Consider the following 12,290-nt stretch of genomic DNA (forward strand, 5'->3'; position numbering starts at 1 on the left):
CCGCGTCAGTCGACGCCGCGGATCGCGGGGTGGTGGAACGTGTCCCCGAACGCCCGCTCGCTCGCGCCGACCCGGTCGAGGTAGGGCGTGAGCCCACCCATCTGGAACGGGTAGCCCGCGCCCAGGATCAGGCAGAGGTCGATGTCCTCGGCGGCGTGCACGACGTCGTCGTCCAGCATCCGCTTGACCTCGTCCGCGAGACCCGTCTCGACGCGCAGCCGCAGCTGCTCGGCCGTCATCGGCTCCGTGCCGCCGGCGACGATCGCGACCGCGCGCTTGTCGATGCCCTTCACCCGCCCCTTCGCGTCGCGCTCGAAGACGTGGCCGAGCTCGGCGAGGCGGTGCAGGTTGGGGCTGTCGAAGAAGCGGTCGGGGAACGCGGCGTGGTGGGTGTCGAGCACGTGCGCGCCGACCTTGAGGCCCACCAGCTCGAGCAGCTCGAACGGGGTCATCGGCAGGCCGAACGGAGCCAGCGACTGCTCGACGACCTCGAAGGGAGTGCCCGTGTCGACCGCGTGCATCGCCTCGCCCAGGACCTTCGCCAGCACGCGGTTCACCACGAAGCCCGGGGTGTCGCGCGTGATGACGGCGTTCTTCTTGAGCTTCGCGGCGGTGACCATCGCCGTCGAGAGGGTCTCGTCGTCGGTGTGCGGCGTCCTTACCACCTCGATCAGCGGCATGACCGCGACCGGGTTGAAGAAGTGGAAGCCGACGAGGCGCTCCGGGTGCTCCAGCCGCTCGCCGATGCGCTCGACGGAGAGGGACGAGGTGTTGGTCGCGAGCACCGCCGTGGGCGAGACGTAGCGCTCGATATCGGCGAAGACCTCCTGCTTCACCGACAGCTCCTCGAAGACCGCCTCGATCACCCAGTCGGCGTCGGCGAAGTCGGAGCGATCGGTCGTGCCGGTGATCAGCGCCCGGAGGCGGTTCGCGTCGTCGGGGGAGACGCGTCCCTTCGCCAGCAGCGCATCGATCTCGGCGCGGATGCCCGCGACGCCCTTGTCGACCCGCTCCTGGTCGAGGTCGGTGATGACCACCGGCACCTGGAGGCGGCGGAGGAAGAGCAGCGCGAACTGCGAGGCCATGAGGCCCGCGCCGACGACCCCGACCTTGGTGACGGGCTTGGCCAGCGCCCTGTCCGGCGCTCCCGCGGGACGCTTGGCGCGCTTCTGCACCAGATCGAACGCGTAGATGCTCGCGCGGAACTGGTCGCCGGAGATCAGGTCGGCCAGCGCCTCGTCCTCGGCGGCGAAGCCCTCCTCGCGCGTGGTGTTCTTCGCGGCCTTGAGCAGCTCCAGCGCGCGGTACGGAGACGCCGCGACCGTGCCGATCCGCGACTCCAGCTGCTTGCGAGCGATCGAGATCGCGACGTCCCACTTGACCAGCCGCTCCAGCTTGCCGGGTGCGTTCAGCCGCTCCACCTTCACGGAGCCGCCGATCACACCGTCGGCCCAGCGGAGCGAGTCCTCGAGGAAGGCGGCGGGCGGGAAGATCGCGTCGGCGATGCCGAGGTCGAACACCTCCTGGCCCTTGAGCGTGCGGTTGTTCTTCAGCGGGTTCTCGACGACGACCTTGAGGGCGTTCTCGATGCCGATCAGGTTCGGCAGGAGCCACGCGCCGCCCCAGCCGGGGATGATGCCGAGGAAGACCTCGGGGAGCCCGAGCGCGGGGATGGAGGAGTCGACGGTGCGGTAGTCGGCGTTCAGGCCGATCTCGGTGCCGCCGCCCAGGGCGAGGCCGTTGATGAAGGCGAAGGACGGCACGCCCAGCTCGGCCAGCATCCCCAGCGTGCGGTGGCCCAGGCGCGCCAGCTGGCGGCCGAGCTCACGGCTCGGGATGGCCCCGACCTTGCTGAGGTCGGCTCCCGCGGCGAGGATGAACGGCTTGCCGGTGATGCCGACCGCCTGGATCTCGCCGCGCGACGCGCGCTCCTTCTGCGTGAGGAGGACGTCCGCCAGCTCGAAGAGCGACGCCGGCCCGAAGGTGTTGGGGCGGGTGTGGTCGCGGTCGTTGTCGAGCGTGATCAGAGCGAGCGCTCGGCCGCTGGGCAGCGGCACGTCGCGGACGTAGGAGTGGGTGACGACCTCGCCCTCGGCGAGGTCCACGAGGTTCTCGAATCCGTCGAGCATGGGTCAGCGTCCCTTCCGTCGTCCGCGCTTGCCGTCGTAGTGCGGGTTCTCCCAGATCACCGTGCCGCCCTGGCCGAGGCCGACGCAGAGGGCCGTCACGCCGTAGCGGACCTCGGGGTGCGACTCGAACTGCCGGGCCAGCTGGATCATCAGCCGGACCCCGGAGGAGGCGAGCGGGTGGCCGATCGCGATCGCTCCGCCGTACTCGTTGACGCGCGGGTCGTCGTCGTCGAGGCCGAAATGGTCGAGGAAGGAGAGCACCTGCACGGCGAACGCCTCGTTGAGCTCGAAGAGCCCGATGTCCTCGATGCCCAGGCCCGCCTTGCGGAGCGCCTTCTCGGTCGAGGGAACCGGGCCGATGCCCATGATCTCGGGCTCGACGCCGGCGTACGCGAAGCTCACCATCCGCATCTTCGCGGACAGGCCCAGCTCCTGCGCGGCGTCGGCGCTGGCCAGGAGCGACACCGTCGCCCCGTCGTTGAGCCCGGAGGAGTTGCCCGCGGTCACCCGGCCGTGGGGGCGGAACGGGGTCCGCAGGCCCGCGAGGCCCTCGAGGGTCGTCTCGGGGCGCGGTGCCTCATCGGCGGTCGCGAGGCCCCAGCCCGCGGCACTGCGCGTGGCGACGGGGACGAGGTCCGGCTGGATGCTGCCGGCGGCGTACGCGGCGGCGAGCTTCTGCTGGCTCCGCAGGGCGTAGTGGTCGGCGCGCTCCTTCGTCAGGTGCGGGAAGCGGTCGTGGATCCGCTCCGCCGTGCGGCCCATGTTGAGCGCGTCCTCGCCGACGAGGCGCTCGGAGAGGAAGCGCGGGTTGGGGTCGGCGCCGAAGCCCATCGGGTGCCGGCCCATGTGCTCCACGCCGCCGGCGAGGACCACGTCGTAGGCGCCGAACGCGATGCCGCCCGCGGTCGCGGTGACCGAGGTCATCGCTCCGGCGCACATGCGGTCGACGGCGAAGCCGGGCACCGACTTCGGCAGCCCGGCGAGCAGCGCCGCCGTGCGGCCGAGGGTCAGGCCCTGGTCGCCCTGCTGGGTGGTGGCGGCGATCGCCACCTCGTCCACCCGCTCCTTCGGCAGCGCGCCGTTGCGCTCCAGCAGACCGATCATCGCCTTGACGACGAGGTCGTCGGCTCGGGTCTGCCAGTACATGCCCTTCTCGCCAGCACGCCCGAACGGAGTACGGACTCCGTCGACGAACACGACTTCGGATCTCTCGGCCACAATGCCTCCCAGGAACTCACGGTCGCCGTCGATCGTAGGAACCGACACCGCGCAGCCGGAATCCTTTGCCGCTTCCTACGAAGGGGTTTCGGTGCCCTCGGCCGGCGCTTGGGCCGCTTCGACAAACGCGGTGGCGATCGAGCCCGATGTGGCCTCGACCTGCCAGGCGCGGGCGCCGGCGCGGGTGAGCTCCGCGGCGACCGACTCCGCGGTCAGCGGCTCGGGCGGGTTCCAGGCCACCCGGCGCAGCAGCTCCGGCGTGAGCAGGTTCTCGACCGGGAGCGAGAGCAGCTCCGCGATCTCGGTGACCACGGCGCGTCCCGCCTTCAGGCGCGCGTCGGCGGCCGGGTTGCGATCGCCCCACGCGCGCGGAGGGGGGAGCGTGTCGGCGGCCGGGCGGGTCGGGCTCGGCAGGTCCTCGGTCGTCGTCCCGCGCTCGATCGCGGCCCACCAGCGCTCGACCTCGCCGCGGCTGGCGCGGCCGGTGAAGTCGCGGCGGCCCGAGAGCTGGCCGATGCTGGTCGGGATGTTGCGGGCGACCGCGATGATCGAGGAGTCGGGGATCAGGCGGCCGGGAGCGATGTCGCGCTCGCGGGCGAACGCGTCCCGGGCCAGCCAGAGCTCGCGCGCCACGGCGAGGGGGCGCGGGCCGCGGAGCGAGTGCATGCCGGAGAGGCGGCGCCACGGATCCGGCGGGACCGCCTTCGGGGCGCGCGCGAGCGTCGCCTCGAACTCCTCGCGGGCGATGCGCGTCTTCCGCGCGGCGATGAGCATCTCCTCCATGCGGTCGCGGAGGTCCACGAGGAGCTCCACGTCCTTCGCGGCGTAGACGAGCCAGCTCTGGGGGAGGGGGCGGGTCGACCAGTCGGCGGCCGAGTGCTCCTTGGCCAGGTGGATGCCGAGGAGGTCCTCGACGACGGCGCCGAGGCCCACCTTGGGCAGTCCGAGGAGCCGGGCGGCGAGCTCGGTGTCGAAGATCCGCACCGGGTCCAGGCCCACCTCGCGCAGGCAGGCGAGATCCTGGCTGGCGGCGTGGAGGACCCACTCCTCCTGGCCGATGACCGCCTGCAGGGCGTCCATCCGGCCGATGGCGGGGGGATCGAAGAGGAACGCGCCGGCACCGCGCCGGTAGACCTGGATCAGGTACGCGCGCTGCGAGTAGGTGAAGCCGGAGGCGCGCTCGGCGTCGACGGCGACGGGGCCCTCGCCGGCGGCGAGGGCGTCGACCGCGGCGAGGAACTCGTCGGGCGTGGAGAGGACACGGTAATCAGTCACGGTTGTTCCGTCGGAAGGCGAGCGGGGTCACACCGTCGCTCGATACGGGCGGGAGACCCGCGAGCATGCACAACAGCTCCCCCCACCCTTCCACGTGAGCGGCGAGCTGCGCATCATCCGGGCTCCAGGAGGCGCGGATCTCGATCTGCGCACCGTCGCCCTGAGCGGCCAGCTCGCCGAAACCGGTGGAGAGCACCTTGGTGGCCGTGCCGGACGCGGCGGAATAGGAGGCGCCCCGCGCCCCGAGGGCGTCGATGAGCCAGGACCAGGCGACCTCGGCGAGGAACGGATCGGTGCCGATCTCGACCTCGAGCGGGGCCTGGGCGAAGCAGACGACACGGAAGGGGCCGCCCCACTGCGCGGGCTCCTCGGGGTCGTAGAGCAGGATGAAGCGCCCCGTGCCCAGCTCGGAGTCGCGTCCGTGCGCGTGCGGCGCGACGTCGCCCGACAGGGCGAGGGCCCAGGGCGCGAGACCCGACGGCGAGGCGATCTCGGACACGGTGAGCTCGGCGCGCGTGGCAGCGGCGCGGATCGACTCCGTCGCGACCCGGAACTCCTCGGGGAGCTGGGACGACGCTGGGAATTCGGGCACGGTCGCAGACTAGGGTTCCGACGCGCCCGGGACGCGGAGGCACGCCGGGTGGGCGGCTCTCAGCGCGTGCGGCTCCAGCGGGCGTAGACGGCCCCGGAATCGTCCGCGGCCAGGAGCGTCAGGGCGTAGGCGTCGTCGACGACGGCCGTGCCCGTCGCGACCGGGAGGCCCGGGAGGACCACGCGCGGCGAGGTGGTGAGGCACAGCTCGTCGACCCGGCCCGAGGCGAGGAACTGGCCCGAGAGCGAGGCGCCGCCCTCGCAGACGACGCGGTGCAGGCCGAGCCCGGCGAGAGCCTCCAGGAGCTCGTCGACGCCGATCCGCTCCGAGGAGGACGTGACCGGGACGACCTCGACGCCGGCGGGGAGCCCCTCCACCGCGCCGCGCGACTCCGGCACCAGCAGCAGGACCCGGGAGCCCTCCTGCAGCTCCAGGCGGTGCCCGGCGAGATCGCCCGAGGCGGAGACGACGGCGAGCGGGACCCGCCGGGGGACGCGGTAGCCCTCGGCGCGGACGCTCGCGGCTCCGACGAGGACGACGTCGGCCTGCTCGCGGACGACTCCGAGGATCGTGCGGTCGACGCGGTTGGTGAGCGTCTCGCTCGTGCCGTCGGAGCCGGTGCTGGAGCCGGTGACGCTCGCGATCATGTTCAGGCGCACGCGCACCGCCTCGTCGGGACGCCAGGCGGCCGCGACCGCCGCTCGCGCGCCCTCCTCGCCGATCACGATCGGCCGACCGGCGGGGAGGAGCGGCCGGAGGATCATGCGGCCAGGTGCGCGCGGACCTGCCGCTTGGTACGGCCGAGCAGCGCGGTCATGCCGCGCAGGCGCAGCGGCGAGACCGCCTCCGAGAGGCCGATGGTCTGCGGGAAGTCGTCGGGAACGGCGAGCACCTGCTCGGGGGTGAGCCCGGCCAGGCCCTGCGCCAGGATCGACGCGAAGCCGCGCGTCGTGGGCGCCTCGCGGGGAGCCGTGGCGTGCAGGTGCACGATCCCGCCCTCGACGTCGACGACGATGAAGACGGGCGCCTGGCACTCCTCCACGCGCTCGAAGAGGTCCGGGTGGTCGCGGTAGCGCTCGGGCAGGTCGGGGAGCTCGTTCGAGAACTCGAGCAGGAGCTGCAGGCGCTCCGGCTTCTCGAGGGCGAGGAACTCCTCGCGGATGTCGCGCAGAGCGTCGGGGAGCGTGGTGTCGGTCATCCGGTCCAGTGTCTCATCGGGGGAGGGGCGGCGGGCGGTCGCAGCGGAGGCCGGGAGCCCGGATCCGGCCCGTCGACGGGCGGATCGGCGCTCCCGGCCTCCGTCGTGACGCGTCAGCGGGCCGCGGGGGCCTCGCCGGGCTCGGCGCCCTGCACGATCGGGACGCGGACGGCGCTGCCCCACTCGGTCCAGGAGCCGTCGTAGTTGCGGACGCCCTCGAAGCCGAGGAGGTGGGTCAGCACGAACCAGGTGTGGGCGGAGCGCTCGCCGATCCGGCAGTAAGCGATGACGGAGTCGCCGTCCTTCAGCCCCGCGCCCTCGCGGTAGATGCCGTTCAGCTCGTCGAGGGGGCGGAAGGTGCCGTCCTCGGCGGCGGCCCTGCCCCAGGGCACGTTCTGCGCGCTGGGGATGTGACCGGCGCGCAGGGCGCCCTCCTCCGGGTAGGCCGGCGCCGTGGTGCGCTGCCCGGTGAACTCCTCCGGGGAGCGGACGTCGATCAGCGGGTTGCCGAAGTGCGCGAGGACGTCGTCCTTGAAGGCGCGGATCTCGGCGTCGCTGCGTTCGACGACGGGGTACTCGGCGGGCTCCGGGGAGGAGGCGTCGGTGGTCGTCGGGCGGCCCTCCGCGAGCCACTTGTCGCGGCCGCCGTCGAGCAGACGGACGTCCTCGTGACCGAAGAGGGTGAAGACCCAGAGCGCGTAGGCGGCCCACCAGTTGTTCTTGTCGCCGTAGACGACGACGGTGGTGTCGCGGGCGATGCCCTTGCCGCCGACGAGCGCGGCGAACGCGGCGCCGTCGATGTAGTCGCGCTGCACCGGGTCGTTGAGGTCGGTGTGCCAGTCGATCTTGACGGAGCCGGGGATGTGGCCGGTCTCGTAGAGCAGGACGTCCTCGTCGGACTCGACGACGACGAGACCGGGAGTGCCGAGGCGCTGCTCGAGCCAGTCGGCGCTGACGAGCCGTTCGGGGTGCGCGTAGGAGGCGAACTTCGGCGACGGATCGGTTTCGACGGACAAGGAGGACCTCCAGGATGGTGCGCGGAGCGCGGGCGTGATTCCACGGCGGGCTACGCTGGAGCCCGCCCTTCAGCGACAGTACGCGTCCGCGGACGACGCCGCACGGAGGGCGCCGTAAGAGTTCGACACAGAACCGCGGCGGCTCCGTGCCCGGTGCGGCCGCCGCCACTGAGCGCACTGACCCCCGCCGTGCGCAGGATGCGAGACGCGAGTGAGCCCCGACGACGTCCGATCGACGAGCAGCCTGACCGCCCGCTCGCCCCAGATCAGCGGGCACGAGATCGCGTCGACGCTGGTGCCCCCGCGCCAGTTCGAGGGCGCCACCTTCGAGAGCTACCGTCCCGACCCGGAGTACCCCTCGCAGGCCGACGCGGTGGAGGCTCTGCGCGCGTTCGCCGCCGGCGGCGGATCCAAGGGAGGCGGAGGCGGCTTCCTGGGCTTCGGCCGGAAGAAGGCCCCCGCGGTCAAGCCGGGCGTGTACCTCGACGGCGGCTTCGGCGTCGGCAAGACCCACCTGCTCGCGGCGATCTGGCACGCGGTGCCGGGCCGCACCTACTTCGGGACGTTCATCGAGTACACCGCGCTCGTCGGCGCGCTCGGCTACGCGGCGACCGTCTCGCTCCTCAAGGGCTCGGCGCTGCTGTGCATCGACGAGTTCGAGCTGGACGACCCGGGCGACACGATGCTGATGACGCGGCTCCTCGGCGAGCTGGTCGCCTCCGGGACCCGCATCGCCGCGACCTCGAACACCCCGCCCAACGCGCTGGGCGAGGGGCGCTTCGCCGCAGCGGACTTCCTCCGCGAGATCCAGTCGATGGCCGCCCACTTCGAGACGATGCGGATCGACGGCACCGACTACCGGCGCCGCGACATCGAGGGCCACGCCGTGGTGCGCACCGACGAGGAGATCGACGCTCTCGTCGCGGCCGCCCCCGCCGGCTCCGTCGTCACCGACGATCCGTTCGCGGAGGCCGTGCACCACCTGGGCACCGTGCACCCCTCCCGCTACATCAAGGTGATCGACGGCGTCGACACCATCGTGCTCCGGGGCGTCACCGCTCTGACCGACCAGACCGACGCCCTGCGCCTCGTGGCCTTCATCGACCGGGTCTACGACGCGCAGATCCCGGTCCTCGCCTCCGGGACGCCCCTCGACGAGGTCTTCGGCGGCGACATGCTGAGCGGCGGCTACCGCAAGAAGTACCTGCGCTCGATGTCGCGGCTCATCGCGCTCACCTCGATGGCGCCCCGCTCCTAGGGGCGGATCCGCTCTCCTCCCGGCGTTCCCGGGCTCGTCGTCGTGCCGTCCGCCAGCGCGCCGTAACGCGCTTTTTACACAGGGGCCTCGGCCGTAACCTCCGCGAAACGCGGTGCCTCACGGGACGAAACCTCGCGCCACCAGACTGTCGGCTACCCGAGGTGACCCGACACCCGCGTGTCTCCAGGCCGTGCTCCGACGCAGCGTCCTCGCTCCGGGCTTTTCTCTGCACACTCACGAGAGGTTCAACAATGGATCAAGGCAATACCGCGTTCCTGCTCATCGCAGCCGCGCTGGTCCTGCTCATGACCCCCGGGCTCGCCTTCTTCTACGGCGGCCTGGTGCGTGCGAAGAGCGTCATCAGCATGATGATGCTCAGCTTCGGAGCCATGGGCCTCATCGGGGTCCTCTGGGTCCTGTACGGCTACGCGATCGCGTTCGGCAACGGCCCGTCCGGCCCCGCAGGGACCGACACCTTCGTCGGCATCGACGGCGTCCTCGGCATCGACACCGCCCAGATCGGCCTGCAGGGCATCTACAACGACGCGCTCGGCGAGCAGACGTCGGCCTTCCCGACGCTGGCCTTCGCCGCGTTCCAGGCGACGTTCGCGATCATCACCGTCGCGCTCATCTCCGGCGCCATCGCGGACCGCGCGAAGTTCGGGGCCTGGATGGTCTTCGCCGGCGTCTGGGCCACCGTCGTCTACTTCCCGGTCGCCTCGTGGGTCTTCAACTTCACCCTCGGCGACGACGCCACCGTCGTCGACGGCGGCTGGATCGCCTACGGCGTCGGCGCGATCGACTTCGCGGGCGGCACCGCCGTCCACATCAACGCCGGAGCGGCGGCCCTCGCTCTCGCCCTGGTGCTCGGCAAGCGCGTCAACTTCACCAAGGGCGCGCACCAGCCGCACAACCCGCCGTTCGTGCTCCTGGGCGCCGGACTGCTGTGGTTCGGCTGGTTCGGCTTCAACGCCGGCTCCGAGCTCGCCGCCGACGGCATCGCGGCCGTCGCCTTCCTCAACACCATCGCCGCTCCGGCCGCCGCGATCCTCGGCTGGCTCGTCGTCGAGAAGATCAAGGACGGCAAGCCCACCTCGATCGGCGCCGCCTCGGGCGCGGTCGCGGGCCTCGTCGCGATCACCCCGGCGTGCGCCAGCCTGTCGCCGTTCTGGGCGATCGTCCTGGGCGTCATCACCGGAGCCGTCTGCGCCCTGGCGATCGACCTCAAGTACCGCCTCGGCTACGACGACTCGCTCGACGTGGTCGGCGTGCACCTGGTCGGCGGCCTCATCGGAACGCTCTACATCGGCTTCTTCGGCACCGGCGTGGGCCTGTTCCTCACCGGCGACGCGAGCCAGCTCGGCAAGCAGGCCCTCGCGGCCTTCACCGTCCTCGCCTACTCCTTCGTCATGACGCTCCTCATCGGCTGGATCATCCAGAAGACGATGGGCTTCCGCGTGAAGAACGAGGACGAGATCGCCGGCATCGACACGGCCATCCACGGAGAGGCGGGCTACGTCCTGGCGGACTGACCCCCTAATCCGCAGCACCCGACGGGGTGCCGGCTCTCCGGAGCCGGCACCCCGTCGGCGCGTCCGGGCCGGGCGACCGCCGGGCGCGCCCCCGCGGGCGGGCGGCTGAGAATCCGGGCTAGGGTTCCGGGGTGCCCTCCTCGCGCTCGGTCGTGTCCCTGCTCCTCCGACTCCTCGGCCGCGCGGTCGCCCCGCGGCCGGACGCCGGGCCCCGCCCGCAGCGCCCGTACCTGAGCACGACGGCGCCGACCCCGGGCGCGAGCGGAGTGGGCCGCACCGTCGAGGTCGACCCGTCGCGGCTCCGCGGGGTCCGCCTGGGTTACGCGCCCACGCCCGACGGCGACCCGGACCCGGGCGAGGTCGTCTGGACCTGGGTGCCGTACGAGGAGGACGACGGCCGCGGCAAGGACCGCCCGGTGCTCGTGCTCGCGGTCGAGAAGTCGGGGACGGTTCTCGCCGTGCGGCTGAGCTCGAAGGAGCACTCCGACTACCTGGCCGTCGGCACCGGCGGCTGGGACCCGGACGGGCGCCCCAGCTGGGTCGACCCGGAGCGCGTGTTCCGCGTGCACCCCGCCGGGATGCGTCGCGAAGGAGCAGCTCTGGAGCGTGCTCGGTACGACGCCGTCGCCCGGGTGCTCTCGGCGCGGTACGGCTGGCACTGAGCGCTCGACGTCGTCGAGCGGCCACGAGTGGTCGCCGCTGACCGCCTCACGGGGCGATCCCTGCGCGTCGAACGAGGGCCGTGCTCCTCGGGGGAGGCGTCAGACCGGGTCGATCGGCACGAAGCCCGCGTACTTCGCGGCGCGGCCGTCCCCGGAGGACGTGCCGGTGAGCCTGCGCTGCACCCACGGCGCGACGTGCTGCCGGTAGTACTGCACGGTTCCGCCGCGCCGGAGTGCGGCCTCGGGAGCGTCGGGCAGCGCGGCGGGCGGCGTGAGCCCGAGCGCCCGCAGGACCCGGTCGGCCACCCGCCGGTGTCCCCGCGGGCCGAGGTGCAGGCGGTCCTCCGACCACAGCTCCGGATCGGCGAAAGCGGGGTCGTGCCAGTTGTCGGCGACGACCACGTCGGTCCGGTGGCTCGTCCGGCGCAGGACGGCGTCGGTCAGCGCGTCCCCGCGGCGACGGATGAGCGAGCCGAGCGGGAGCCGCGGCGACGGATCGGCGCCGGCCAGGGCGATCAGCACGACGCCCTGCTCGTCGCAGCGCTCGAGAACGCGGAGGTAGGCGTCGGCGATCCGCTCGATGTCGGCCCGCGGGCGCAGCATGTCGTTGCCGCCGCCGTTGAAGGAGAGGTGGGTCGGACCCAGGGCGAGCGCGGGCTCGAGCTGCTCGGCGAGGATCGGCGCGATGAGCCGGCCCCGGATCGCGAGGTTGGCGTACTCGATCCGCTCGCCCGTGGCCGCCGCCCATCCCGCGGCCGCCAGATCGGCCCAGCCGCGCGGGGTGCCGTCCGGCCGCTCGTCGCCGACGCCCTCGGTGAAGGAATCGCCGATCGCGACGTAGCGGACGGCCGTCATCGGCGGGTTCCGGAGGTGCGCATCGTGGCACTGTACCGCTCCGCGGCCGGGCTCAGGCGCGGCGCCTCAGCGGGGTGACAGGTGCCGAGCGGACGCTGCTGGGGCGGTCCGGCGTCGCGGCGCCCGGCGCTGCGGCGAGCCGCTCCTCCTCGGGCCGGGTGCCGGGCCGGTGCTCGCGCTCGGGACGCGGGGCGGCCCGGAACCAGGCGGCCAGCGCGGAGGACCGGCGGTGCCTCCGGTGGTCGCGGTCCAGCTCGGCGGTGCCCCGGTAGCCGGAGCCCCGGGCGATGCGGTCGAGGCCGCCGAGAGCGACGGGGGTGCTCGCCATCAGGACGGCGGCCAGCTCGAGTCGGCGGAGGGCGAGGTGCTCGTCGAGGCCGAGCCCGTAGCAGCGGCGGAACCGCAGCCGCAGCAGCAGGGCGGGCATCCGCAGCTCGGCGGCGAGGTGGTGGACGGTGAAGCGCCGATCGAGGTAGCGCTCGTTGACGAGGGCGGCCGCCGCGATGGCGACGACGTCGAGCGGCCGGCGGGAGGCGGCGAGGCGGGGGGCGGGGG

At 72.9% G+C, this 12,290-nt stretch carries 12 protein-coding genes; 3 read left to right on the forward strand and 9 right to left on the reverse strand.

Annotated features, from left to right (window positions below; genetic code table 11):
* Window positions 1–5 precede the first annotated feature (5 nt).
* The 7 genes from C5C54_RS09970 to C5C54_RS10000 all read right to left on the reverse strand — a co-directional run bounded on the left by C5C54_RS09970 (window position 6) and on the right by C5C54_RS10000 (window position 7,428).
* Window positions 6–2,129, reverse strand: coding sequence for a 3-hydroxyacyl-CoA dehydrogenase NAD-binding domain-containing protein (locus C5C54_RS09970; RefSeq protein WP_104288267.1), 2,124 nt, complete (start codon window positions 2,127–2,129; stop codon window positions 6–8).
* Window positions 2,130–2,132: 3 nt separating this feature from the next.
* The gene (locus C5C54_RS09975) at window positions 2,133–3,347 is read right to left on the reverse strand and encodes a thiolase family protein (protein ID WP_104288268.1); all 1,215 of its coding nucleotides are present in this window, start codon (window positions 3,345–3,347) and stop codon (window positions 2,133–2,135) included.
* A 75-nt stretch (window positions 3,348–3,422) separates the two neighbouring features.
* Window positions 3,423–4,622: a ribonuclease D gene (locus tag C5C54_RS09980; protein ID WP_104222092.1), complete on the reverse strand. Its 1,200-nt coding sequence runs from the start codon at window positions 4,620–4,622 to the stop codon at window positions 3,423–3,425.
* The gene (locus C5C54_RS09985) at window positions 4,615–5,214 is read right to left on the reverse strand and encodes a DUF3000 domain-containing protein (RefSeq protein ID WP_104288269.1); all 600 of its coding nucleotides are present in this window, start codon (window positions 5,212–5,214) and stop codon (window positions 4,615–4,617) included. The genes C5C54_RS09980 and C5C54_RS09985 overlap by 8 nt, the downstream gene beginning before the upstream one ends.
* A gap of 59 nt (window positions 5,215–5,273) precedes the next feature.
* On the reverse strand, window positions 5,274–5,978 hold the full coding sequence (locus tag C5C54_RS09990; protein ID WP_104288270.1) for a dihydrofolate reductase family protein: 705 nt from the start codon (window positions 5,976–5,978) through the stop codon (window positions 5,274–5,276).
* Window positions 5,975–6,412, reverse strand: a complete 438-nt coding sequence (locus tag C5C54_RS09995) for a SufE family protein (protein ID WP_104222086.1) — start codon at window positions 6,410–6,412, stop codon at window positions 5,975–5,977. The genes C5C54_RS09990 and C5C54_RS09995 overlap by 4 nt, the downstream gene beginning before the upstream one ends.
* Before the next feature lie 113 nt (window positions 6,413–6,525).
* Window positions 6,526–7,428: a sulfurtransferase gene (locus C5C54_RS10000; protein WP_104232576.1), complete on the reverse strand. Its 903-nt coding sequence runs from the start codon at window positions 7,426–7,428 to the stop codon at window positions 6,526–6,528.
* A gap of 211 nt (window positions 7,429–7,639) precedes the next feature.
* Between C5C54_RS10000 and zapE the strand changes: the two genes are divergently transcribed.
* The 3 genes from zapE (at window position 7,640) to C5C54_RS10015 (ending at window position 10,880) form a co-directional block, all read left to right on the forward strand.
* Complete coding sequence (zapE, locus tag C5C54_RS10005) at window positions 7,640–8,686, forward strand: cell division protein ZapE (RefSeq protein ID WP_104225238.1); 1,047 nt, start codon at window positions 7,640–7,642, stop codon at window positions 8,684–8,686.
* Between the two features lie 251 nt (window positions 8,687–8,937).
* Window positions 8,938–10,218 (forward strand): ammonium transporter, encoded by a 1,281-nt coding sequence (locus C5C54_RS10010; RefSeq protein WP_104225239.1) that lies wholly within the window; start codon window positions 8,938–8,940, stop codon window positions 10,216–10,218.
* Window positions 10,219–10,349: 131 nt separating this feature from the next.
* Window positions 10,350–10,880: a type II toxin-antitoxin system PemK/MazF family toxin gene (locus C5C54_RS10015; RefSeq protein WP_167299028.1), complete on the forward strand. Its 531-nt coding sequence runs from the start codon at window positions 10,350–10,352 to the stop codon at window positions 10,878–10,880.
* A 99-nt stretch (window positions 10,881–10,979) separates the two neighbouring features.
* Here the strand turns inward: C5C54_RS10015 and C5C54_RS10020 are convergent, their stop codons facing one another.
* Both C5C54_RS10020 and C5C54_RS17950 read right to left on the reverse strand, forming a co-directional pair.
* Complete coding sequence (locus tag C5C54_RS10020; RefSeq protein WP_104262912.1) at window positions 10,980–11,735, reverse strand: SGNH/GDSL hydrolase family protein; 756 nt, start codon at window positions 11,733–11,735, stop codon at window positions 10,980–10,982.
* A 52-nt stretch (window positions 11,736–11,787) separates the two neighbouring features.
* The coding region (locus tag C5C54_RS17950) for a hypothetical protein (protein WP_219812185.1) at window positions 11,788–12,290 on the reverse strand (503 nt) is incomplete at its 5' end.

Origin of the sequence: Rathayibacter sp. AY1F2, from assembly GCF_002930885.1 — a bacterium.
In the GTDB taxonomy this organism is placed as follows: domain Bacteria; phylum Actinomycetota; class Actinomycetes; order Actinomycetales; family Microbacteriaceae; genus Rathayibacter.